This is a genomic window from Veillonella parvula (assembly GCF_018366295.1).
Lineage (GTDB): Bacteria > Bacillota > Negativicutes > Veillonellales > Veillonellaceae > Veillonella > Veillonella parvula_P.
This window is the reverse complement of record NZ_JAGZIJ010000010.1, coordinates 16,751-42,728: the sequence shown is the minus strand read 5'-3', so window position 1 is coordinate 42,728 and position 25,978 is coordinate 16,751. Positions and strand designations below refer to the sequence as shown.

22 protein-coding genes are annotated in these 25,978 nt (G+C 32.3%); 21 read left to right on the top strand and 1 reads right to left on the bottom strand.

Features of this window, described 5'->3' with window-relative positions; translation table 11 throughout:
• Positions 1-27 precede the first annotated feature (27 nt).
• The 14 genes from KHY58_RS08660 to rfaE1 all read left to right on the top strand — a co-directional run bounded on the left by KHY58_RS08660 (position 28) and on the right by rfaE1 (position 17,650).
• Positions 28-783 (top strand): glycosyltransferase family 2 protein, encoded by a 756-nt coding sequence (locus tag KHY58_RS08660; RefSeq protein ID WP_004692928.1) that lies wholly within the window; start codon positions 28-30, stop codon positions 781-783.
• Between the two features lie 66 nt (positions 784-849).
• Positions 850-2,874 carry an LTA synthase family protein gene (locus tag KHY58_RS08655; RefSeq protein WP_058948358.1) on the top strand — a complete coding sequence of 675 codons (2,025 nt, stop codon included), beginning with the start codon at positions 850-852 and terminating at the stop codon, positions 2,872-2,874.
• A gap of 70 nt (positions 2,875-2,944) precedes the next feature.
• Complete coding sequence (locus KHY58_RS08650; RefSeq protein ID WP_004692926.1) at positions 2,945-4,009, top strand: glycosyltransferase family 4 protein; 1,065 nt, start codon at positions 2,945-2,947, stop codon at positions 4,007-4,009.
• 4 nt (positions 4,010-4,013) lie between these two features.
• Positions 4,014-4,955: a VirK/YbjX family protein gene (locus KHY58_RS08645; protein WP_038149562.1), complete on the top strand. Its 942-nt coding sequence runs from the start codon at positions 4,014-4,016 to the stop codon at positions 4,953-4,955.
• Between the two features lie 64 nt (positions 4,956-5,019).
• Complete coding sequence (locus KHY58_RS08640) at positions 5,020-6,213, top strand: O-antigen ligase family protein (protein ID WP_278473069.1); 1,194 nt, start codon at positions 5,020-5,022, stop codon at positions 6,211-6,213.
• Positions 6,214-6,460: 247 nt separating this feature from the next.
• Complete coding sequence (gene wbaP, locus KHY58_RS08635) at positions 6,461-7,900, top strand: undecaprenyl-phosphate galactose phosphotransferase WbaP (RefSeq protein ID WP_278473066.1); 1,440 nt, start codon at positions 6,461-6,463, stop codon at positions 7,898-7,900.
• 40 nt (positions 7,901-7,940) lie between these two features.
• Positions 7,941-8,990 carry a glycosyltransferase family 9 protein gene (locus KHY58_RS08630; protein WP_278473064.1) on the top strand — a complete coding sequence of 350 codons (1,050 nt, stop codon included), beginning with the start codon at positions 7,941-7,943 and terminating at the stop codon, positions 8,988-8,990.
• 9 nt (positions 8,991-8,999) lie between these two features.
• Positions 9,000-10,400: an O-unit flippase-like protein gene (wzx, locus tag KHY58_RS08625; RefSeq protein ID WP_278473062.1), complete on the top strand. Its 1,401-nt coding sequence runs from the start codon at positions 9,000-9,002 to the stop codon at positions 10,398-10,400.
• A gap of 3 nt (positions 10,401-10,403) precedes the next feature.
• The gene (locus tag KHY58_RS08620; RefSeq protein ID WP_278473060.1) at positions 10,404-11,540 is read left to right on the top strand and encodes a glycosyltransferase; all 1,137 of its coding nucleotides are present in this window, start codon (positions 10,404-10,406) and stop codon (positions 11,538-11,540) included.
• On the top strand, positions 11,521-12,582 hold the full coding sequence (locus tag KHY58_RS08615; protein WP_278473059.1) for a glycosyltransferase family 9 protein: 1,062 nt from the start codon (positions 11,521-11,523) through the stop codon (positions 12,580-12,582). Before KHY58_RS08620 ends, KHY58_RS08615 begins: the two co-directional genes overlap by 20 nt.
• 180 nt (positions 12,583-12,762) lie before the next feature.
• Positions 12,763-14,355 carry an O-antigen ligase family protein gene (locus KHY58_RS08610; protein ID WP_278473058.1) on the top strand — a complete coding sequence of 531 codons (1,593 nt, stop codon included), beginning with the start codon at positions 12,763-12,765 and terminating at the stop codon, positions 14,353-14,355.
• Between the two features lie 121 nt (positions 14,356-14,476).
• A complete protein-coding gene (locus KHY58_RS08605; protein ID WP_278473056.1) occupies positions 14,477-15,541 on the top strand; it encodes an acyltransferase in 1,065 nt (354 codons plus the stop codon).
• Positions 15,542-15,615: 74 nt separating this feature from the next.
• Positions 15,616-16,176: a D-sedoheptulose 7-phosphate isomerase gene (gene gmhA, locus KHY58_RS08600; RefSeq protein WP_123138272.1), complete on the top strand. Its 561-nt coding sequence runs from the start codon at positions 15,616-15,618 to the stop codon at positions 16,174-16,176.
• Positions 16,169-17,650, top strand: coding sequence for a D-glycero-beta-D-manno-heptose-7-phosphate kinase (gene rfaE1 / locus KHY58_RS08595; protein WP_278473054.1), 1,482 nt, complete (start codon positions 16,169-16,171; stop codon positions 17,648-17,650). Before gmhA ends, rfaE1 begins: the two co-directional genes overlap by 8 nt.
• A gap of 31 nt (positions 17,651-17,681) precedes the next feature.
• Here rfaE1 and KHY58_RS08590 read toward each other — a convergent pair whose 3' ends face one another.
• Positions 17,682-18,620, bottom strand: a complete 939-nt coding sequence (locus KHY58_RS08590) for an IS30 family transposase (protein WP_278473052.1) — start codon at positions 18,618-18,620, stop codon at positions 17,682-17,684.
• Positions 18,621-18,765: 145 nt separating this feature from the next.
• On the opposite strand from KHY58_RS08590, the gene KHY58_RS08585 reads away from it, so the two are divergent.
• From KHY58_RS08585 to KHY58_RS08555, 7 genes are all read left to right on the top strand, one after another.
• The gene (locus tag KHY58_RS08585; RefSeq protein WP_155085700.1) at positions 18,766-19,449 is read left to right on the top strand and encodes a hypothetical protein; all 684 of its coding nucleotides are present in this window, start codon (positions 18,766-18,768) and stop codon (positions 19,447-19,449) included.
• Positions 19,450-19,564: 115 nt separating this feature from the next.
• Positions 19,565-20,995, top strand: coding sequence for an AAA family ATPase (locus KHY58_RS08580; protein WP_155085698.1), 1,431 nt, complete (start codon positions 19,565-19,567; stop codon positions 20,993-20,995).
• Positions 20,977-21,666, top strand: a complete 690-nt coding sequence (locus KHY58_RS08575; RefSeq protein WP_194167043.1) for a hypothetical protein — start codon at positions 20,977-20,979, stop codon at positions 21,664-21,666. The genes KHY58_RS08580 and KHY58_RS08575 overlap by 19 nt, the downstream gene beginning before the upstream one ends.
• Before the next feature lie 70 nt (positions 21,667-21,736).
• Positions 21,737-21,952 carry a hypothetical protein gene (locus KHY58_RS08570; protein WP_155085696.1) on the top strand — a complete coding sequence of 72 codons (216 nt, stop codon included), beginning with the start codon at positions 21,737-21,739 and terminating at the stop codon, positions 21,950-21,952.
• 60 nt (positions 21,953-22,012) lie between these two features.
• Positions 22,013-22,444: a hypothetical protein gene (locus KHY58_RS08565; RefSeq protein WP_278473048.1), complete on the top strand. Its 432-nt coding sequence runs from the start codon at positions 22,013-22,015 to the stop codon at positions 22,442-22,444.
• A gap of 338 nt (positions 22,445-22,782) precedes the next feature.
• On the top strand, positions 22,783-24,957 hold the full coding sequence (locus KHY58_RS08560; protein WP_155085693.1) for a KAP family P-loop NTPase fold protein: 2,175 nt from the start codon (positions 22,783-22,785) through the stop codon (positions 24,955-24,957).
• Positions 24,957-25,607, top strand: coding sequence for a hypothetical protein (locus tag KHY58_RS08555; RefSeq protein WP_155085691.1), 651 nt, complete (start codon positions 24,957-24,959; stop codon positions 25,605-25,607). The genes KHY58_RS08560 and KHY58_RS08555 overlap by 1 nt, the downstream gene beginning before the upstream one ends.
• The last annotated feature ends 371 nt before the right edge of the window (positions 25,608-25,978 follow it).

Sequence of the window (25,978 nt, the reverse complement as noted above, 5' to 3'; positions counted from 1 at the left end):
GAAATTATATGAATATTGAGGCAACTTATGTCAACAATTACGGCTATTATCTTAGCCCGCAATGAAGAACAACATATTGTAGATTGTATTAAGAGTATTCAATTTGCTGATGAAATTTTAGTTATCGATGATGGTAGTACAGATCAAACCGTATTACTTGCTACTGAACTGGGTGCAAAGGTTATACCGCATCCTTTAAATGGAGATTGGTCACAACAACGACGCTTTGGTATTTCACAAGCCCAGAGTGAATGGATTCTATTTGTCGACTCTGATGAGCGCGTATCACAAGAGTTAGCAAAGTCTATTCAACGAGCTATCCAAGGTGAACCGAAGGCTTATTGGTTACATAGATATAATCTATTCCATCATAATCAGGCAACTCATGGTGTGGTAAGACCTGATAAGGTGTTACGATTGATGCCTCGAGAGGGAGCAACTGTAGAAGGTGCTGTTCATGAAGCTTTTATCAGTCCCTATCCACAAGCTACATTAGAGGGAAAATTATATCACTATACGTATGATAACTGGCATCAATTCTTTGAGAAGTTTAATAAGTATACGACAGCAGCAGCTAACAAATACAAGGCACAAGGGAAGTCTTGTAGTTTTTTAGGGGATATTTTATTGCGTCCAACATGGGCATTTTTTAAGATATATATTTTGCAAGGTGGCATATTAGATGGAAAAATAGGCTTTCTATTATCTATTTACCATATGATGTACACCATGACGAAATATGTGAAATTATATTATTTAAATAAATCTAATGGGCAATTATAATAAGTGATTTAGTATAGTAAATTGCTATGGGGAAGTATTGTTCTTGATGTAGATATGGAAGCATAAATGAGTGAACAATTTTTTCTATCCCTACAACAAAATATAAAACTAATGCTTTGGGCCCCTATATTGAGTACCATCTTTCGAATCATATTCATGATTGTGTATAATCCTTACCCCACATGGAAGGGACGCTGGAAATCTGTATTGGGTTCATTGCGTTACGGCTTCTGGTGGGGCATGGATTTTGATGCTTATGTATTCTTACTACCCTTAGTATTGGTGACGCTCCCTGCATTATTATTTGATAGGTATCATCAAATAGAAGATGCTGTACGATTGGTAGGATTAACCATTTATTCCTGCGTATTATATGCAGCCTTTGCAGGAAAAATGATTTTCTACAAGCATTTCCATGATACGTACAACTATATGGTTCATTATGGAAATCATGCAGAAAAACATAATTTAATTGATGTATTCTTTAATCAAGATCGAGGAATGCTTGTCATCTTAGGATTAATTCCTATTACATTTATATCCTGGTACATAGGAAATTTCTTTTTATCATTGCCATCTATACCATATCCAACTATTGAAGGAACTTGGCCTACTATAGTTTGGAATATAGGGCTTGTGGCTATCTCTGTTTTGGGATTTTATTGGTTCCGCTATGGTGGAACATTATCTCATGATGATAAACCTGAGTGGGATACGATTCCTACAGTGATAAAAGAGGATATATTCTTTGCTCGTGCAACGGTGCCAGATCTATGTGCCATAGAAACAGTGCTAAAACATCCACTTCGTGATGAATATACGGCATCTGCTGAGGACATTGATGACGCGATTCACCGTATTGTTCCTAAGGAATATAAAGATTCTTGGCAGGATTTGAATACACCACTTCATGCATTCAAGCGCGTTGCATCAGGTCCTCGTATTGATAAACCACAGCATATTTTCTTTATTGTTGGTGAAAGTATCCCTCAGTGGTCTCTTGATGAACCTTACAAGGATCTCAATATATGCCCTGGCTTATGGGATTTTAAAGATAATCCTCATACGGCGCAAGTACCTAATTTCTTGCCTGCTGGTAATGTGTCTCGCCCATCCATTGTGAGTCTGTTATCCGGTGTTTATGATGCGGGTATGGAAATCAATGAACGGGAAGCCTTCTGGCATGAACCATTGCCGACTTCTTTGGCATCTCAAATGAAGAATTTAGGCTATGATACGATTTACTGGTATGGTGGCAATGCATCGTACGGCAACTTTAATCACTTTGGTAAGGCGCAAGGCTTTGATCAAGTGGAAAGCGCTTCTGTTTTTTGCGGCCCCGATGCACCTAAGACTTGGGTAGGCGTTTATGACCATGTATTTTTAGAACATATCGAAGAGGAAATCAAATCCTTAGAACATCCTACATTCCATTTTATTTATACTACATCCAATCATGGTCCTTATAAAATGGAGGATTCCTTATTAGATTATGATCCTAAACAGGTCATGCCAAACCTTGGAGATGATTTAAAATCCAATAAGAAACGCAATAAGGAATTGGCTACTTATCGCTATAGTGATAAGGCTATTTTTAACTTTATTAATGCTATGAAAAAGGCCTTTCCAGATAGTTTATTCGTTGTCACTGGTGACCACTCTAATCTATTTGGCTTTTTGAATAATACATCCTTAATTCAACGAGACTATACCTTGCGCGACACATTCTGTACCGTAGGATTGTTGCAACATCCTGCTTTCACTAAAGACACGATTACAGCGCCAATTGGCACGCATATGAGTCTCATGCCTACCATTATTGAAGCTATTGCACCAAAGGGTTTTGAATATTACTCCATCGTACCGTCTTTGTTTGATGAACAGCCAGATACATTAGTTACACCGTATCAATGGATTACGCCTCATATGATGGGCGATGTTCGTATGGATTATGGTGAAAGCAATATACCATCCTATAAACCGGTTGAGCCAATTCGTCCTATTAATAATCATGGGAATGATGCTCGTGATTGGACATTATTGACTATGTGGTTCATTAATCATGAAAAGATATTGTTTTCTAAAAAATAGATGAAAAATAATTTCATATATGATTAACTATATATAGTTAACTACAGTATATATTTGAAGGAGGGTATCTATGTCGATACTGAACGTAGTAGGCGCCAAAGTTTGGGGCGGCGGAGAGCAATACGTATATGATATGTGCGATGAACTACATAGACGGCAGATACCTTCTTTTGTTTTGATTGATGTTTCAAATCATGAATTGCAAGAAAGATTTGAGCAAGTAGCAGAGGTTTTAACAGCTAATCTTTATTCCTATAAAGGATTTACTTCTCTTTTATCTATTGTAAAACATATAAAAGAGAAGGGAATCACAGTTATTCAATGTCACTCAGGAAAATATATTTTATTATGCTTGGCTTTAAAGCGTTTAACGGGTGCTAAACTCATTTTTTATAAGCATAATGTAATAAAAGCTAAAACAGATATGTACCATCAGTGGATTCAATCACAGGTAGATGCTTTTATATGTGTGTCTAAAAAGGTTTACGATGCACAAGTCATTCCAAACATAATTGATAAATACCATCTTGTTTACAATGGCGTTAATACACGTCGTTTTTCTGATGTTTCTGATGATAATATTCCAAATAAGCCATTTATCGTTGGTTATGCAGGTCGAATCATTGAAAATAAAGGAATCTTTGATCTTTTAGATGCGGTTAGAGTGATTCATAATAAAATTGATGAGGTTCGTTTAGTTATATGTGGAGACGGTAAGTCTGCTGATATCGAACAAATGAATCAGTATATCAAGCAGCATCAGATGGAAGAATATGTGCAGTACATGGGCTTTCAAAAGGATATGAATCGATGGTATCGATCTATTCATTGTTTAGTAGCACCCTCTAAGGTGCAGGAAGCTTTTGGTCTCGTATTATGTGAAGCTATGTATTGCAAGGTGCCCGTTATAACAAGTACATCAGGGGCGCAAGCAGAGATTATTGAGAATGGAAAATCTGGTATTCTCATAGATACGGTTAATAGTGAATCTATTATAGAGGCTATTCAAGGCTTAATGGAGAATGATGGAGTTCGAAAATCTATAATTGAACATGGATATACACGTGTGAAGTCTACTTTTACCATCGACAAGATGGTGGATTCCATAGATAAGATAGTTTGTAATTTGAGGTGATAAGGTGTTACAGTATATACAAAATCAATGGAGGAAAGGCCGAAAAATATATGGCAAACGTAGTTGGAGGGAGACACGACGTACTTTCCTTCATACAATGCGCTCTATCCGCAATAAACGAGAAATAGAGGACTTAGAGAATTATTTTGCAAGCTACACACCTGATTCAGTACTATTAGACCGTCAAGTTGGTTTATATGAGTTAATGACAAGATATTTTTTGTTTAAAAATTCGACACCACAGGAACGATTAGAGGCTATTATTAATCATTTTGATTATTTAAAAGCTGTATTTACCGATGATGCTATTCGTGAAATGTACTCTGTAGATCCAGATAATTTTTATGATGACGTAAGCCGTATGAATCGTGGCTACATAGTATGGGAATCGGAAGACCTTGATATGGTAGCTCGCTTATACTATGGACCAGGTCAACGAAAAGAAGGTTTTTTGACATTGTTACTAACATTGGGCAAACAAGGTGTATACCATGCTAACTTCCGTTTTGGGAAAGGCTTTAATGGGGAGCCTGCCATGTGGATAGGCACTGTTCAAGGCTATAAAGATGGTCTTGATAATGCTAAAACAGTTACTAAGAATATGTTTGGTTATCGACCAAAAAACTTTATTATGTTCCTATTGCGTCATATAGCAGCCATTTGTAAGGTAGAATCTATCTATGCTGTATCTGATGAAGGTTTCTATGCTAATACACACTTAGTTCGCGGTCATCGTGCTAAAGTTGCAGAGCTAGATCGATTATGGGAGGAATCTGGTGGTGTAGTATGCAGCGATGAACGGTTTTTCAAAATTCCATTGGAGGAATACCGAAAACCAATCGAGGAAATTAAGTCACAAAAACGTAGTCAATATCGTAAACGCTATGATTTACTCGATCAATATGAGCAAGAAATTCAAGACCATATGAAACATTTAATAAAATAAGTATATGTAAACAGTAACAATGCTTGATTATTAAATAATATGAATAAGGGATAAGGGAGTTAGTATGAAATCTTGGATACTTAACAATGCGGAAATGGTACTAACGATACTCATTTCGATTATGATATGTATGACACGGTCATCTATGGCTTTTGGGAATTTGATGTATGGTCTCATTATTTTGATGACCTTAATAACTTGTTGGTATAGACGACATGAAATCTCTGTACCACAATCGATACGCCAATATGGATGGGCTTATTTAGTGATGTTGCTGTGTGTATTGCCATCAGCATTTATAAGCGATGATATACTAGTGACGACCAAATATTTCTTTAATATTTGGGTTTGGAAGGTATTAATCATCGTACCAATCCTGTTATGTATTAAAAGTTCTCGCAAATTATACACCATATTATCAGTATTTTTTGTATATATGGGCATTGATGCTTTATCTGCCTTTGTACAATATTTACTAGGATATAATGTAGGTCCAGGAGGTCGCGCAGGTGGCGTTATTCATGGCTCTATGATGGGACTAGCTATGTTGTTAACATTAGCTTTTCCATTAGCTTTAATTGTTGCCTATGATAAAAGATTTCCTTCGTATGTAAGAATATCAGCTGTATTTTCTTTGTTTGGTATGTTATTGGGAATGTGGGGAAACCAAAGCCGAGGTTCCTGGTTATTTAATGGAATTAACGGCGTACTGATTACATTGCGCTATTGCTTTGTTAATATTCGCTATATATTAGTATTATTTGTGACTGTTGTAGGCATAGGATATGCATTTACTAGTAATCAATCTTATATGGAGCGTTTAGAAAGTACTTTTAATATAACTACTGATGGTTCAAATTTAGGCCGTATCTATGTATGGGAAGCAGATAAGCAAATGATTATGGATCATCCTGTGATAGGGGTGGGCCCTGGCTTGTGGGGAAAGAAATATAAAGAAGAATACAAATTGGAAAAAGAAACTCAAAATTTAGGTCATTCCCATAATAATATTCTACAAATTGCTTCTGAATCTGGCATATTAGGGCTTATTGGTTTCTTAGGATTCTCAATTTTTACAATCTATAAATCAGTAAAAAATTATATTATGTCTGCAAATCCTTATGATTTATCAATCATTGTTGGTTTTATTAGTTATTTATTTTTATTTGGATCTGTTGATTATACTTGGGGTAACTCATCTGGTATTCGAATGTTTTGGATTGTTATGGGGATAATGCTTCAATTGCGAGATAATTGAGAATGATATAGTTTTTTAGAAAGTAATTAATTACTATTTAATAGACAATAGAGTATAATTTAAATAGGCATAAAAAACAAAGAACTATATAAAAGATAGGTGAAGTCTATGTTTTTTTATAGTTTTACATATTTAAATATGATACAATATATGTAAATATTGGTACATTGTATTCGTATGATAGAGAGGTTGTTTTCTTGAAAATATATTGAGAAAACAATCTTTTTTTATAATTTGGGGTATTAGTATGAATAGTTCTATCTGTAATAACAATAATAAAAAGTTATTTATTAGTAAGCTTATAGTGCTTATAGCAGATTATATTGCTATTGTTTTGGGGACATTAGCAGCCTATTATTTGCGTTTAAACTTATCAATTTTACCGGTAAGTTCAAATTTTAAGGTAGAAGAAATTTACGTATATGGTGTTGTGCCTATCGTATTTTTAACTATCTTGCTGCTTAATAATGCCTATTCTGTGGTAACACCTTATTGGGATACGATGAAAAATTTATTTCGTAGCATTACCATAGGGGTTGTCGTATCGATTGTTCTCATGTACACGGGCCATGTAATTAATGATGTGTCTCGTTTATTTGTTGCTTTTGCTTATATATGTATGCTCGTATTTATCTTTAGCGAGCGTTTTATCGTAGGAAAAATACTTTCAAAAACAGAATATCTAACAATTCCAATCCTTCTTGTTGGAGCGGGGAAGACTGCAGAACTTGTAAAGAGGTCTTTAGATCGCATGCCGATTACTACCTATAAGATTATTGGTTATGTAGATGATAATCCTAAATCATCATCCATCGCTAAAGAATACCCATGCCTTGGCGCCTTTAAAGATGTAGAAAGCGTTATTAAAGATACAGGAGTTCAAACAGTACTGATTTGTGCGCCCGGACTTGAGTCTAAAAGATTAGTATCCTTGATTAATCAATTACAATTATTGGTAAAACGAGTAGCATTTGTACCTGAATTATTTGGTTTACCTACTAGTAATATCAGTGCTCGTGGCATGATGGAAGAACAAGCCGTCATATTGCGTGTACAAAATAATCTAGCACGCAAGTCTAACCGTGTTTTCAAACGTATTTTTGACATTGTAGCTACCGTATGTGGTGGTATTTTGATTTTACCAATTCTCGGTATCATTGCTATATTGATTTACTTGGATTCTCCAGGACCTATCGTATTTGGCCATAAACGTGTTGGACAGGGTGGAAAATTATTCCTTTGTTACAAATTCCGATCTATGGTACCAAATGCGCAAGAGGCTTTGGAGCAATATTTGAAAGATAATCCAGTTGCTCGTGAAGAATGGGAACGAGATTTTAAATTGAAAGATGATCCTCGCGTCACAAGAATCGGTAAATTCCTTCGAAAAACAAGTCTTGATGAATTGCCACAGTTGTGGAATGTTCTTGTTGGGGACATGAGCCTCGTAGGTCCACGACCTATTGTTCGAGATGAAATTGTAAAATACGGCGATTATATTAATGACTTTTACCTTGTACCACCAGGAATTACTGGTGTTTGGCAGGTAAGTGGTCGTAGTGATACCACCTATGAAGAACGAGTTCTCATGGATTCTTGGTATGTGCATAATTGGTCTGTATGGATTGATATAGTGTACTTATTAAAAACAGTATTGGCTGTGGTGAAGTCTAAAGGTGCTTATTAATTAAGCTTTTACCATAACCATGTACCTCATAGGAAGTCATATGAATACATATCTTATTTATATTGCGCATGGCATCGGTGATTTTGTTATTGCCATGCCGCTCATTCAGAGTATTAAATCGCAAGATCCAACAGCTGTTATTGATATATTCACATGCAGCGAAAAGAGACGCATTAATTTGAATAAAACGATGGTGGAATTACAAGGGGATATTCGTCATTGTTACTACTATACCAAGAATGAACCATTTCATTCTTTAATGTTTTTGTTGAAAGCAGGTTATCATAGTTATGATTATGGTGTTGTGCTCGAGCATTTGAACTCTAAATACATGTCGTCATGGCCAAGCAAAATTATTAATTTTTGTTGTAAAACCACGATAGGTGCTCATAATCCCTATAATGGGGCTACTTATGATAAAGAGATTATTCGTCCTGAGAGTTACTATATATATAATTTGGAAAATGATATTCTTGAACAATTAGGCTTTGAACGAATAGCTATGCAGCGTGAATCTTATTTTCTTGATAAGAATCCTGCATCAAAACCAATCGTAATCAACCATCCGTCTATCGTTTTTTGTATAGGATCTGGTCATGTAGCGAATGAAAAATTATATGATCCTTATGCATTAAGTCTTAAGTCATGGCCAACTAAGAATTGGGTTGAACTTGGGAATAAACTTGTTCAACGAGGTTATGAGGTTATCCTTATCGGTGGTTCAATGGAACAAGGTATGATTGAACCTTATCACGATGAATTAGATTCACGTATTGTTAGTTTTATAGGAAAACATTCTATTAAAGAGAGTTTTCAAGTGGTACGAGAAGCAGATCTTGTTGTCGGTGTAGATACAGGCCTTATTCATGCAGCCGCTATACAAGGAACCGCTACGTTAACACTTTTTGGATGTACAGATCCCATTATTGTTAAGCCATTTGGTCCGTATAGTGAGATTATTCATCATACTGTAGAATGTTCACCGTGTTTAGGCTATGATCAATCCTATACATGTACTAATAATAAATGTATGCAAGGAATCTCAGTAGCGGCTGTATTAGATTCTATATTACATATTTTTGAGAGATAGAGGTAGATTATGAATATTTCCATCAAAAAAAGAGATATTCTATGGTCTTATGGAAGTATGGCTCTCACGATGGCAGTAAATCTCTTATTATTGCCACTTTATATCTATTTCTTTACACCTGATATGGTGGGACTATGGTATGTATTTATTAGTATAGGATCTATTGCCTTACTATTTGATTTTGGTTTTTCCATTACCTTTGCTCGTAATATCACGTATTGTTGGAGTGGTGCTCAAGAACTTAAAGCAAAACATGTTGCTTTTTCTGAATCAAAAGAAGTTAACTTTTCATTATTAAAAGCTGTCCTTAAAGCTTGTCAATCGATTTATGCTATCTTAGGTGGTAGTGCTTTAGTCTTAATGTACACTTTAGGAATGTATTATATAGGTAGCTTAGTTAGTCCGAGTTCTCGCTGGGAAGGCTATATCGCATGGGCAGCATATGGGTTTGGAATTTTTTTAAACCTTTATTACAGCTACTATATCTCATTTCTTCGAGGTGTAGGTGCTATTACATTGGCTAATAAAAGTATTGTTTATGCTCGTTTATTGCAAATGGTATTTACGATTATTTTACTTTTATTGGGCTTTGGTATTATTGGGGCGAGTATAGGTTACCTTATATATGGTCTTGGATTTAAACTCTTTGGGCATAGTTACTTTTATAAATATGAGCATATTGGCGAGAAATTGAGATCTGCTACAAATCTTGTTACTACATCTACAGCAGATATATTCCGAACTATTTGGTATAATGCGTGGCGAGATGGGATTGTATCTATATCTAATTATATATCAACTCAAGCAACTATTATTATTTCATCATTCTATTTAAGTTTGGCACAAACTGGTATGTATTCCATTACTATTCAACTGACTACTGCAGTAGCTGTTGTTGCTAGTACACTATATAATACATACCAACCGGCCTTTCAAAATGCATATATCACTAAGGATCAGCCTCGTTTAAGAGAATTATTTTCTTTTTCGGTGACGTTATTTATTGTGATTTACTGGGTTGGTATATTTGGCTTATGGCTTGTTGGGCTACCATTGTTAAATATGATTAAGCCTAATTATGTTATTTCTGATACAGTTCTTTGGGGTGCAAGTATTATGCAATTTGTTATTTACTATCGGAACTGTTATACATCTTATTTCTCTTGTACTAATCGTATTATCTATGTAAAAAGCTTCATTCTATCTTCTGTAATGGGTCTTGTGCTATCTCTTGTATTTATGGAACTTTTCGATCTTGGTATTTTGGGGTTACTTGGTGGGATAATTTTATCTCAATTAATGTATAACAGTTGGTACTGGCTCAATAAGGCGCATAAAGAAATGGAGATGAATTGGATAGAATCTATTGTGAAAGGTATTGAAAGTGCTCTTAGTAAGGTTAAGAGGTAAATTATGAACACAGAACCAATACGGGTTTTGCAAGTCATTGGAATCGTAGCTGGTGGCGGAGTTGAATCCGTTGTGATGAATTATTATAAACATATAAATCGTTCAAAGGTACAATTTGATTTTGTTGTACATGATGACAATATAGTAGATATTACAGATATAGTTGAGTCTATGGGTGGTAAAGTTTATAAAGTACCATCGTACTCTAAAAATATATTTGGTTTTATGCAAGGTGTTTATCATATAGTAAAGGAACATAAGTATAACATTGTTCATTGCCATATGACGACATTGGGCGTGTTTTCACTAGGGCCTGCATGGCTAGCAGGTGCTAAGGTTCGCATTTTACATGGTCATAATACAACTGTTAAAAGTGAAACTAAGCGCAATATTATGAAAATGGCTTTACGACCTCTATCCGTATTTGTAGCTAATAGATACTTTGCATGTAGTAAGGTGGCAGCATGTTGGCTATATGGTTCTGATAAAGATTCACAAATCATTAATAATGCAATTGATGTAGAATGTTTTCAATATAAAGAAGAGACGCGTCAAGCATTGCGAAGTGAATTAGGATTGGCGGATAAGTTTGTCATTGGACATATAGGGCGATTTGTATATCAGAAAAATCATGCATATCTAATACGACTTTTCTATCAAGTGGCTCAACAATTGCCATCTGCACATCTTGTGCTTGTTGGAGATGGACCATTGCGAGAAAGTGTATTAGATCAATTGAAATCATTAGACTTATTTGAGCGAGTGACTTATTTAGGCTTACGTAATGATATATATAGATTGTATAGTCTATTTGATGTATTTTATTTTCCGTCTTGGTATGAAGGTTTAGGGGTAGTAGCTATTGAATCTCAAGCAGCAAAACTACCAATATTGATGAGCAATTTTGTACCAGATGAAGCTATTATTGATTCTTCATTAGTAAAACATATAGGCATTACTGATGAAGATATAGACATTTGGATTAATGAAACTAAGCGTATTTATAATGATATAAATCATCTTCATGATGGTGTAAATCCTCGTATTGGTATAAATAATTGTATAAATACTGAGGGCTATAATATTCAATTGGAAGCTAAACGTTTAGAGGAGCTCTATTGTGAATACAGTAAAGGCTAGTACTAAACAATTAAATATTTTAGTAGAAATTATGCATGGTTTAGGTGATACAGTATGTGCTTTAGCATTATTAAAAGGGGTGCGATATTTATATCCTGATGCAAAGCTAACAGTACTTTGTAAGATGAAATCAGGCCGTGATATTATTGAATCTTCATATATTCCCATAGATAAGATTATTGTTCTTGATGTATATAAGAATATATATACATCATTTAAAACAATAATGAATTTAAGAAAACAAAATTTTGATATAGGTATTAGTGCTGGCATTACACCAGTAAAAAAATCACAACTTTTTATGAAATTATGTGGAGTAAAGGAACATATAGGTTTTCAAGCTTCGGGCACTAATAAATATGACTATGATATGCATTTTGTGGAAGCTAATGTGAAGACGTTAGGTTTAGAGTTTAATGATGAATTAAGACCACAGTTATATGTAGATACTGATAGTGATAAATCCATATGTCATTATTTTGATGGTTTAGACCAATCAAGACCTATTATTGGTTTATGTATTGGTAATGCAGACCCATCTCTTACTAATCGTTGGTTACGGACGGGACGTGTCTTTCCTAAAGCTTGGGGAATTACTCGAATGCGTGAGCTTATAAAGCTATTAGTAAATAAAGACTATCAAGTTGTTTTAATTGGTGGAAGTCAAGAGGAGCCTTTATTAGAGGAACTACACGAGTTTTTAGGATTATCAAAAGTTGTAAATTTAGTAGGTAAATGTAGTATTAAGCAGAGTATGGCAGCTATTAAGCGTTGTACCTGTTCTATAGGTATTGATACGGGGATGCAACATATTGCAGGAGCTTTATCTGTACCAACTGTATCTATATTTGGACCTACAAACCCTAAATATATAGGGCCGTTTTCAACATGTAGTTACTTTGTAGAACATGAGGTGAGTTGCAAGTATTGTTATGGAACAGATAGGTATATTTATTGTAAACATCGTCGTTGTTTGACGGAAATTTCACCTCAGCAAGTAATGGATATAGTAGAGAGGGTATTAGAAAAAATTTTTATATAGATATAGAGCTATAGTATTTTATATAGTTTCATAGATGAATATCTAGATAGATTGAGAGGATAATAAATGATACATGAGAGCTTATTTAAATATATTCGATACTTATTTGTAATTTTATTAATATGTCTGCCTTTCAATCGTATTTATCCTGAGTTTAGACCAAGGTTTTTAGCAGGTATAATGAGTAGTGAATTAGCCATATTTCCTTTAATTATTATAGTAAGTATTGTCTTATATAATAGATGGAAATATAAAGTACCTTTTTACAAGGAAAAAGTATTTATATTTTATAGTCTTATTTATATTATATTTTTATTATCCTCTTCAATTGTAGGATTATTGATATATCCTTATTATGATCAGATTCCAATTTTCGCAAATCAACAATTGCCAGAAGTAACTTCTATATTGAATATAGTTCAACGTCTAAAAATTCCAACTGATTTAATATATCAATTTAGTATTATACTTATAGTAAGTAAATTAATATATGCAGCAATTATTCGTTATATTTGGACCTTTGGTATATCCTACATGATTTTTAATTGTTATTGGAATCGATTAGGAGAATTAAAACAAGATTTGCTAAAGGGGATTAGTATTTTATTAGGTATTTTAATATCATTCAGTTGTATTGAAGCCGTTCATTTATCTGGGATTGCATGGGGAACTGATATAGTTAAATCTATAAATCCACATTTTTATTTAATCGGCGAAGATCAGAATGGACAGTGGCCTCCTTTGATTTGGGAATATCAATTTAGATCTGTTACACCTGAGCCATCATTTCTTGCAATGATTTTGGGATTTTTATTACCTTTTATTTGGTATAAAATATATCAAACAAGAGACAATATTAATAGGGGATTATGGATATTTATTTTGTTTATCTCTACTATATTATTGTTTTTGACACAATCTAGAACAGCTACAACAGCTTTTGCTTTAGAATTATTTATTTTAATTATTATTTTATTTATTAATAGTATTAAATCCCAAACTTGGAGATTTAATGGTCAATATATTGTACATATAATAAGTGTCACAATAGTAGCATTGTTCTGTTCGATTCAATTTATTTCTAACTTTATGACACCACCGGTAGAGAATTTTAGTAAAGTTGTAAATTTTAGTACTTATATGAATAATAATTTTATATCAGTTAGTACAATTAATAAGTTGTTTGATAATATCAATTTAACTAATAATATATATCACAATAAAAAAAATTTAGATGAATCTCAAAAAAACTTAGAAAATTCTAGTGGTTTTATTAAAGACTTAGAATTAGATAGTAATAATTCTAAAGAGACTCGTTCCAGTAATATTTCAAGAAAAGAAAATATTAGAATGGAGTTTGAAATCTTTAAAACTCATCCTATATTAGGTGTTGGAACTGGATTAAGTGGGATGTATAAGACAGATTTAGTTAATCCTGAATCAATGAATAATGAGTTAGAACGTTGGACTTATATGCAAAAAAAAGTAGGAATTATTAAGGCTATATTCCCTGTAGCGAGTCAATATACAACATTATTAGCCGAGCAAGGTATATTAGGATTACTATGGTTTATGGTGCCAGAGCTAGTTTGTTTGTTTATATTAGTTAGGAAAATTTATGCTGATAGCAATTTAGATATGTTCTCTGTAGCTATATTAATAAGTTTATTAGGTTTTACCTTAATTGGATTTACAACATCATTTTATTTAACTTATATGTATTGGATTCTATTGTCTTTTGCTGGAATTGCTGTATTTAAGACAGATAATTAAATTGTATCTAGACTCTCTAATATTAACTAAATTATTTAACTCAGAAAATTTCAGCTATAGATAAACTATATTGTGTAAATATATATTTTTATTATAAACGTATTAATTGAAAGGTAAGCATATGAATAAGAATTTGGGGATTGAACTATTTCGTATAGTCTGTATGTTATTAATCATAGCTTTTCATATGTCAGATCATGGTGTCATATCTATTAATAGTTCTATGCCTATTACAGGAAATTGGCTAACTCTTGCTTTTGCAAGGCTCGGTGGTGCTATAGGAAATTGCGCCTTTGTAATAATTGGTGGATATCTGTTATGCATGAAAGAGTTTGATAGTCGTCGTGTTATTAAATTATGGCTACAAACACTTTTTTATTCTATTATATGTGGTCTTATAGCCTTTAAAATAGGAATTATTGATGTAAGTATAAAAAGAGTTATAATGATGCTATTGCCAATTACCTATAATGAATATTGGTTTATATCGTCCTATCTGATTTTAATGCTATTAGTACCTTTCTTAAATCCGTTATTACAGAATATATCAAGAAATAAGTATAGAGGATTTATAGGTATTGGTATACTTATATTTAGTCTTATTCCAACAATAACTCGTTATTTTTGGATGGATTCAAATAATTTGATACTATTTTTTATAGTACTATATGCAGTTGGGGCTTATATTAGAATCTATTCTATTCCAGGCAATACAAAGTATCTTTTATATGCTGTATTATTAATGGGCCTTGTAGGTACTTCTATGTGGTCTTCAGCATATATAAATCAGACTTTTAATAAAAATATAGATATTTTTACTTTAGTATGGCCAACATATAGATTTCCTGGATTATTAACAGCATTATGCCTATTTCTAGGTTTTAAGGATTTACAATTACCTTATGGTAAGATAATTACATTTTTCTCTACATCTGTATTTAGTGTATATCTTCTCCATATAGGGCGTTTGCAAAATTGGATATTCCTTAGCCTACTAGATGACTCTTATGTTTATACTCAATGGTTTTTCCCTTTATGGTTAATAGCGATAGTATTACTTGTTTTTATAACCTGTGTGCTTATTGATAAGATACGTATCTACTTTGTAGAACGGCCAATGGATCCATTAGTAAAATCGCTAGCGGGACGGTTAAATATGTGGCTTAAAAGTAAAGAGATTATTTAGAATTTATTGTTTAGGGAATAAATATACTTTTTAGTATTAATATTAGTTCATTTTATTAATAGGAGGCATTACTTATGGATATTATTACACAAAGATTTGATGATCATTTAGATACTCATACGAAGATGCGTAATTATATTGAAGAGATTCGAGTAGTTGCGGATATATGTAAGAATGCTCTTGATAAAGGACATAAAATTCTTTTCTGTGGTAATGGGGGATCAGCTGCTGATGCTCAACATTTGGCAGCTGAATTGGTAGGACGTTTTGTAAAAGAACGAGAGTCTTTACCTGCTATTGCTCTTACAACAGATACGTCTATTTTGACAGCTGTAGCTAATGACTATTCTTATGATGATGTCTTTTCTCGTCAAGTAGCTGGTTTGGGACAGGCTGGAGATGTATTAATAGGCATTTCTACATCAGGAAATTCTAAGAACGTGGTTAAGGCTACAGAACTAGCAAGACAGAAAGGTCTAAAAACAGTTGCATTTACTGGTGAAGGTGGCGGTAAACTTGGTGCTCTTTGTGATGCCGTGATAGCTGTTCCGTCTAAGACTACGGCCCGAATTCAAGAAATGCATATAATGGTAGGGCATATTATCTGTGAAATTGTTGAGGAAGATTATGATTAAGAAAACTATTAATAAGTTCTTACATGATAGTCTGCCTAATCTTCGTATAGCTGTCATTGGCGATCTAATGGTAGATCGTTATGTTTTTGGTGACGTAAGTCGTATATCTCCAGAAGCTCCAGTCCCTGTGAATCGAGTAAAACAGATGAAAGAAGTCCTTGGTGGAGCGGCAAATGTTGCTGCGAATCTTGCCAATTTGGATGTTCATGTATATGTCGGTGGAGTAGCAGGACAAGATACCCATGGAAACCTTTTACAAGACTTATTAGATTCTAATGGTATTGATAAGAGCGGTGTAGTGATCTCTAGCGAAAGATCTACTATAACTAAAATGCGAATTTTAGGTGCTCGTCAACAAATGATGCGGCTAGACTTTGAGACAGTTCGAGATGTTGACCAACAGGAAGAGGAGGAACTCATTCGTTGGCTGACTATTCTCTGCCAAAAAGGATTAGATGGAATTGTTATCTCTGATTATGGAAAAGGGGTTTGTACAGAAACTCTTTTAAGACAAGTTTTCAACTTGGCTAATCAATATATGATACCGACTATTGTTGATCCTAAGGGAGCTCAGTGGAATAAGTATGATGGGGCTACCTTTATTACTCCTAATGTGAAGGAGTTATCTGAACGAGTTGGTTACTCTATTAGAAATGATGATGATAATATAGTGACTGCAGCCAAAGAGGCTCTAGATACTAATAATATTCAATATATTATTGCTACTAGATCTGAAAAAGGAATTTCTGTTATTGCTAGAGATGGCCGAATTTGGCATAATCCAGCTACTCAACAAGATGTTTTTGATGTATCTGGTGCTGGTGATACAGTTGTGGCTACAATGATTTGCTCTATCGCGGCTAATCTCTCTATGCGGACCGCTCTTCATGTAGCTAATGGAGCAGCTGGTATCGTAGTATCTAAAGTGGGTACTTATCCTATCCATCGACAAGAATTAATTGACTTGTGGATGTCTCTTCAAGAAGGAAAATCTATAGAAAAGTCACTCTATTCTTGGGAAGAAATGAAGACTTTAGTTCGACAATGGCAAGATCAAGGAGATACAGTTGTTTTTACTAATGGATGCTTTGATATTCTTCATAGAGGGCATATTACGTACTTGCAAGAAGCGGCTCAACTAGGTGATCGACTTATTATAGGCCTAAACTCTGATGCTTCCGTAAGGCGCCTTAAAGGGGAAACTCGTCCTTTAGTAGAGGGAGAAGATAGGGCTTATTTATTGAGTGCTTTGGGTTGTGTCGATGGTGTTGTACTTTTTGATGAAGATACTCCATTCCAATTATTAGAAACTATTCGACCTAACATACTTGTTAAGGGTGGAGACTATAAAGTAGATGAAGTAATTGGACGTGAATTTGTAGACTCAGTACAAATTCTACCTTTTAAAGACGGATACTCAACCACTAATGTGGTAAATAAAATTGCTAATTTAGTAAAAGCCAATAAATTATAATGCTTGAATTGTAATAAGTAATGCGACAAAATTAAATCAATTTTCTAATCACATGTTTAAACATGTCAAATGGTGTTTTAAATCCAAGGCATTTCCTAGGTCGATTATTAATCAACATTAGTGCTTCTGTTAGTTTATCTAGTGTTACTTTAGCTAAATCGGTTTTCTTAGGAAAAAATTCTCGAAGTAAACCATTACTATTTTCATTAGATCCACGTTGCCATGCTGCATAGGCATCAGCAAAATACATCGGTATCCCAAACTCGGTTTCAACCTGTTCAAAGCACGCAAATTTTTTACCGCGGTCAACTGTAAAGGTTTTAAGTAATTTACTTGTTAATATGTTGTATAGGGAACTAATAGCTAAAAACATAGAATCCTTAGTTCGATCATCCATTTTTATTGCTACATAGAATCGAGTTTTACGTTCAACAAATGTAGCTAAACAACCTTTACTTTGACCTCTGGAAGAAACCATTGTATCTAGTTCCCAATGACCAAAAATTTCACGGCTTTCAACTTCTTGAGATCGGTCCTTAATGGTCCTTTTAACATTGAAGCGTCCACGGTCTTCTTGTGTACCGGGCTTTTTGCCTTTCCTGCGAAGTACTTTTTCTGTTACAGCAAGAAAACCACGATGGATCCAAGAATATATTGTCTTAAAGCTTAGAATTCCAACTAATTCAGCACCTACTATTTCTTCTGGAGACCAAGTTTGTTGTAACCTGGATTCAATTAAAGCCGCTAATTGAGGTGTTAACTTTATTGGTCTGCCTTTATTAGCAGACTTACTAATTGCTAACTGCTGTGCTTTAATCGCAGAATATTCGCCTTCAACGCAATTTAATTCTCTGGCTACAGTAGAATGGTGGACACCGATTAAACTAGCGATTCTACGAACAGAGTATCCTTCTTTTCTTAAAACTTCTATTTGACTTCGTTTTTCTATGGTAAGATGTATATAGCTCATATTAGAGACCTCCGTGTTATGTATTTGTGGTTATTTACATTTTACACGAGATCTCCAATATGAGTCTTTTTATTTGTCGCAATATATTTTACAATTCATCATAACTTAAAAAAGTTACTAATTCAAACGAAAGAGCGGTATAGATATGGCTAATGACTTATTACGATGTAAGAGTAATTATAGGAAACAGATATTATATATCTTATTGACAATAGTTGTATCATTAATCTTTGCAGTTATATTATCTTGGTTAGGATATTATTTCAGAGATCTATATAAAATACCTGTTGAATCTGATTTAATTGGTTTATTAGGTAATGTATCTAGTGGAATTATTGGTGGTGTTGGAACTATAATAGCAGTTATTATAAGCACTAGTAAAACTGATGAAATACAACGATTACATGAATTGGAATATAAAAAAGATAAGCAACAATTATTTAGTAATGAAATAATGGATTTGATTTCTAAATATATAACAGATATTTCTGGATATTATTATGGTTGTAGGCGGCAAGTTTTTTTACAAAAAAGTCTTAATAAGACAAAGAATTCAAGAGATAAAACAAAATTAAAGATTGAGTTAGAAAAGTTAATAATTAATAGAAGTATAGCTGTTGAGTGTAGATATTCTTTGATATTACGTTTACAAGATAATAAATCAGCTGAAGAATTACTAAGATACTTAAATAAGGTACATAATGAGATTAGTGTAGATGAAGATATAGAAGAGAAAGAATTTAATAATCATATTAATAACTTAATAGTAATTACATATAACTTTTGCAGAGATTATATTGACAATAGTAATGTAAATAAAACTGGATAGGATAAATTTTCTATATATGAATGATAGAAACGAAATTTTTTATTCTGTTTTATTATTTTTCTTTTTGGTTTGTCAAGTTTATGATACACTATTGACAAGAAAAGGAGAATTTACTATGAATATTCCTATTGTTCGTTTAGAATCTATTACCATTAAAAATCTAAAGAATGTTGAATATGGCCATATTAAACTTAATTTAGATAAGAAACCTTCATCAGCAAGTCTTTTAGGATTATATGGACAAAATGGTTCAGGAAAAACAGTTCTTATTAATGCAATTGATATATTAAAGCAGTTATTGATGGGTCAGAGATTATCAGAATATTTAGTTGATTATATTAACATAAATAGTGAAGTGGCAGAACTATTCTTCGAATTTTCCATACAATTTGATGATAATCATATATATGTTTATTACGATGTAGAATTAGGTAGAATTCAGCCTGCCAGTGATAATAATACAGATGATTTAGATTCTATAAAATCTATCCCTGTTGTAAAAAAAGAAGTATTACAGTATAGATTAGAAAATAGTATAACATCAATTAGAAAGAATATAATTGCTAACACTAATACGACACAAGTGTTCGTACCTAAAAGTAAATTTGAAATCTTATTTGGTAAAGACTATGAGGATATGACTGGTTTTCTGGTCGATAAACGGATTTGTCAAGCTGAATCTAGATCTTTTTTATTTTCTTCATTATTTTTGAAACGGCTTAATTCTAGACGAGAATTTCTTCGAAATATTACTGAGTATAATCGTATTACAGAGATTATAGGTCTATTAGTGCAATATGGTAACCATGATTTATTTGTTGTCTTGACTGCTCATAGTGGTTTACATAGTCTTAATGTCTTACCATTAGAGATTAATGTAAAGCAAGATGATATGAGAAGGATTGGTACTATCACACTACCATTAGATCAATCTATTACGTTTCCAATGCCCATTGTTGATGTGATCCATAACATTATTAATATGATGAATCTAGTTTTATCAGAAATTATACCAGGTCTACAAATTTCAGCATCTGATTTAGGGGCTGAATTATTAGAAAATGGTGAAAGTGGTAAGCGCCTTATACTAGTTTCTAATAAGAATAACAAGAGTATACCTTTAAAATACGAATCAGAAGGCATACGTAAAATTATATCTATTTTAAGTTTATTGATTGCTGTTTATAATCGATCATCGGTTACTATTGCTGTTGATGAATTGGATGCTGGTATTTTTGAATATCTACTTGGCGAATTATTGAGAATTATTGCTGAAAAAGGTAAAGGTCAACTTATATTTACTTCGCATAATTTGCGTCCGTTAGAAACACTGGATAAAGGATTCATTGCTTTTACAACGACAAATCCTAATAATCGCTATATTCGCCCTAAAAATGTAAAAGCATCTAATAATTTAAGAGATTTTTACTATCGAGATATTACATTAGGCGAGCAATCGGAAGAAGTTTATAAACCTACACAAAATGCTGAGATTTCATATGCTTTTAAGAAAGCTGGTGGATATAGGTGGCTAGAAAAAAAATAGTATTAGTAATCGTAGAAGGCCCTTCAGATGCCTCTGCATTAGAGCGTTATTTTGTTAAATACTTCGATAGTGAGCGTATTGTAACAAAAATAATACATGGAGATATTACTACTGATAGAAATATTGATCAATCGAGAATAAAAGCACATTTGGGCAATAAGATTAAATCGTGGATTATAAATGATAAATTTAGAAAGTCAGATATAGATCGGATTATTCATATTGTTGATATGGATGGTGCTTATATAGATGATAATCTCATTCAACTAGATGAAGAATATGAAGAGCCATATTATTCACTTTTAGGCATAAAAACTTCAAATGTAGAGGGAATTCGTCTTAGAAATGCGCAGAAAAAAGAAAATCTAAATACACTGAGTACTAATACAAGTGGTATTTATAATGGCATACCCTATAAGGTATATTATATGTCCTGTAATTTAGATCATGTACTATATAATCTTCAAAATGCTACTGATACGGAGAAAGAAGAAAATGCATTTAATTTTTCAGAAAAATATATAGATAATATTGAGGATTTTATATTATTTTTATGTAAATCAGAGTTCTCTTGTTGTGATTCTTATGAGGACTCTTGGATGTTTATTAAGCAAGGCAAAAATTCACTAGAACGATATAGTAATTTAGGCCTTTGTTTTTTGTCTACTTAGTTGATTCCACTTCTGTGGGTCATGCGGATGTTAACTTTATGTAAATCATAAATTTGGTCAATATGTTTCCATGAAAGCTGGTCATTTCAACCAAATGATTGGCAATGGTTTGATTTATGACGATGGTTTTGACGGTGTTCAATTCAATGCAGGCAATCGTAAGCTTCAATTCCAAGTTGCTTATGGTTATGGTATTGAAGGCGGTTTTGCTACCGATATTTATGGTCAAAATACAATTGATAAACATGATAACTTTACCATGGTGTATGTTGGCTTAAAGGGTTAACCTAATGAACATATAAACCTTGGTGGTTTCTATACACGAGTTAATAAACATTTTGATGGTATGTCTAAAAACATGTATGGTTTTAGCATGGATTTGAATTTTGATAAAGTTTGGGTTGGCGGCGAATGGGTGAAAGTTACTAGTGTATCTAATAGCACTGCATGGTCGGCAGACCTTGGCTATGGTAACTATGCTATCGCTAAACGAGGTTCTTGGGATGTGAATGCTCAATACTTCTTATTCGGTGACAATATTGCTATGGAGTCCTCCAGATGGGAAGTTTCATTTGATGCGATAAACCGCTGCTATGATCTTAACTTTGTTGGTGGTCCTGCTTATGTTACCGTGTACCGTGGCTACAGAGGTTGGTTGGCAACAGCGTATTATTATGCATTGCAAGATAATGTAGACGTAACAGGCCACTATGGCTTTAATAGTAAAATAAATAAAAGCATTGGTGAAACGATAAACTTCCAAACTACTATCGTGTAGATCTTACATACCAATTTTAATGTAAAACAAAATAGAATAAGTGTAGAGCAAGTGGTATTTATATCTTGTATCTAGCTTCTCGTATAATATTTATTATTTGATAGGAATGAGTTCGATATTTTATCGGACTCATTCTTTTTAATATATGAGTATTAAGCGTGATATATATAGTAATGTAATGATGTATTTATCTTTATTATACACTTGGTTATTAAAAGAAATTGATCATTTGATATAAAATAAGTAATTTATTTTTGTTTTTTATGATAATGTAAATAGTATAGATTAGTATATTTATAAGGTGTAGAAATTGTAGTATTAAATAGGGGAAAAAGATTATGAACTATAACTCAGATAAACCAATTAAATCTTCAGAACAGGATTTACTTGGGAGAATAACATTCTCCAAACAGTTAGGGGAAGCAATATACAAATATGATGGAAAAGATGGATTAGTTATAGGAGTATTTGGTAAATGGGGAACTGGTAAGACATCTATTTTGAATATGGTTGTAAATGAAATAAATTATTTGTCTGAAAGTGATGATGAGAGGCCTATTATTGTAAATTTTTCTCCTTGGAATTATACCGATAAAGATAATCTTATCAGTATATTCTTTGATGACTTGAGAAAAAAGATAAAATTTAATAGTAATAATGAAAAAATGAAACAAATAGTTAAAGCTATAGATCAGTATTCTGGAGTCTTAAATTTGTTATCATATACATCAGTTGTAATAAATCAGAATTGGATTATGATGTTAAAGTATCCTTTAAAATATTTTTATCAATATATTAGAGGCAAGATATTAGAAGATACTAATCTAGCTAAAGCAAAGACAAATCTAGAGAAAGTACTTGTTAAAAGTAATCAAAAAATTATTGTGATTATAGATGATATTGATCGTTTAACCGATACACAGATTAGAGATATTTTTCAACTAGTTAAGCAAGTTGGTAATTTTCCTAATATAATATATATTTTATCCATGGATAGAGATGTTGTATGCAGAGCTTTAGAAAGCGTACATAATATTGATGGTGCAGACTATTTAGAAAAAATTGTACAGATTCCATTTGAAATACCAGCACTTCTGAAGCCAAGATTACGCGAGCTATTTTTAATAAAGCTTGAGAAGGCAGTTAAAGCTATTTCTGATAATCCAAAAATTGATCAATCTTATTGGAGTGAAGTGGTTACAAATTGTATAGAACCTTATATTGAAACATTAAGAGATGTAAATCGAGTTATAAATACATTTCAATTTAGATATAAAATATTATATGAAGAAACTGCTTTTGAAGATATGGTGGCTCTTACTACTATTGAGGTTTTAGAACCTCAATTATATCAGTGGATTGGTAGAAATAAAGATTTGCTTTGTAGTACATATTCTCATAGTTTTTCAGCTTTATCTAGGGATAAAAGTGATTATCGTACATCAATATATGAGGAACTTAAAAAAATAGGTATAAATACGGATATAGGGATAAAGTTTCTCACAACATTATTTCCTGTGTTTGCAAATGATATTAATGAACGTAGTGTTAGCTATACATCATCAAATATTAGGGAGACGATGAGAGTAGCACAAGAAGAACGATTTGATTCATATTTTATGTTTGATTTGAAAGAGATTCCGATTTCAAGATATATTATTAACAAGTGTATAAATGAATTAGAGTTAAATGATTTGAATGTTGTAGTTAGTAAAATTAATGATACTGGCAATATTGAATATTTTATAGATGAATTAAGGTCATTAGTTGGTACCATTCCTAAAGAGCGTTTAGGTTTACTATCATCTGTCATTTTAAATGTATTATATAAATTCTCTCAAAATAGTCAATTTCTTATGTTATCAGCATATACTAAAGCAGAATTCCTTGTTTATGATATTATGAGTAAAATCAATGATGAAAATGAACGATATAATTTGATTAAAAGTGTACTAGAAAATATAAATAAAGAACAACTAGGAACATTGGCTTCTTTTATCAAAAGAATAGAATTATCTCATGGAAGGTTCGCAGGAAAAGAGGAATCTATAGAGAAACAACTTATTACTTTACAGCATTTAAATGATATAGAGTCAGTTTATGTTTCAAAAATTAATGAGATTACTCAATCTGAATCAATTATTGATATAAATGGGTTCCATATAGCTTTTTATTTATGGGAGTGTATTGATAAAGACAAAGCACAAAATTATTTAGACAATATATTGAAAGAGGATATTAATATACTTAAATTCATATGTGCTATTGCAAGTAGGTGGACGAGTAGTAATGGTGACAGGGAATGGGATTTTCCATCAGATAAGTATTTAACATATGTTTCTAAAGATACAATATATGAGAAAATTCAAGCGTTTGATAAACGACTATTGGATAAATTTACATTAGAAGATCAGATTAAACTGGCTTCTTTTTCTTTAAATTATGAGAGCTCAAATCACCATAATGTTAGTGAAGAAGAAGCTATGAAGCTTGTAAATGATTGGATAAATTAATGAAGTTAAATAATTATTATATAAATGGTAGAATTAGGAATAGCATAATCAAACTATTAACATTTATTTGGTATTCTATGATAACCGATTTATATACACAGTATCGCTTATATATAAAAGAAGAATTAATTAATAAATCTAATTCAGAGTTACGAATTATACATGAATTATTAGTAAGTGATTTTGAGAGCCGATATATGTTTATATGGGGAACTATTTCTTTAGGTGCTATTTTGGCTCTTATAGTAAGTATAGGATCAAATTTGGCAATAGAAGTCTTGAAGGAAGGTGCTAGTGAAAGTATTATTTTTGCTTATAGCCAATTTATAATAATTACTATAATAGTATTGTTAGGTTGTAGTATAGTAGGTTTTGTTTTAACTATGCTTTTGAGTATTTCTAAGTTCAAATCTATTGGATTTTATGGTATTTTATTTGTTGGAATAATAGGAATAGGTTATTGGAGTCATTTTGAACACTCTATTCTTATGGACTTATTTTTTCTCATTTTAAGTTGTATATGTACAGGCATTATGTTTGCTACAGTTTTTGATACGATAAAGAAATGTGCTGTTATCAAGAAATTAATAATAGAGGAGCTTATAAGTAGTAGGAAAATGAAAATACGATTGCCAAAAACTATTAGTTGATTAGATTACTTTTCTAATATGTATTTAGTATGAGTATAATCTAAATAGGGATTCACTTGTTCAAAGAGAATGTTTATTGAATTAATAACTAACAAATTTTAGTAATTAATGTTCAGAAAGAAGGATTTTTGAACATCACTTTTCTAAATAGTAGATTGATGTACAAAATGCTAATTTTTTGTACATTAATTATTATCGTAATAAGTATAGCTTAATAAAAAGGCAGCTGGTGTATAATTAGCTGCCTTTTTTATGTGTAAAATTTGTCACAACATTCTCATATATTTCATGTATTTTATGATGTATACAAGTCATCTAGGTAGTTACTAGTTGGCGTAGTATTCATATAGTTTGAGAGGAAGAATATGAGG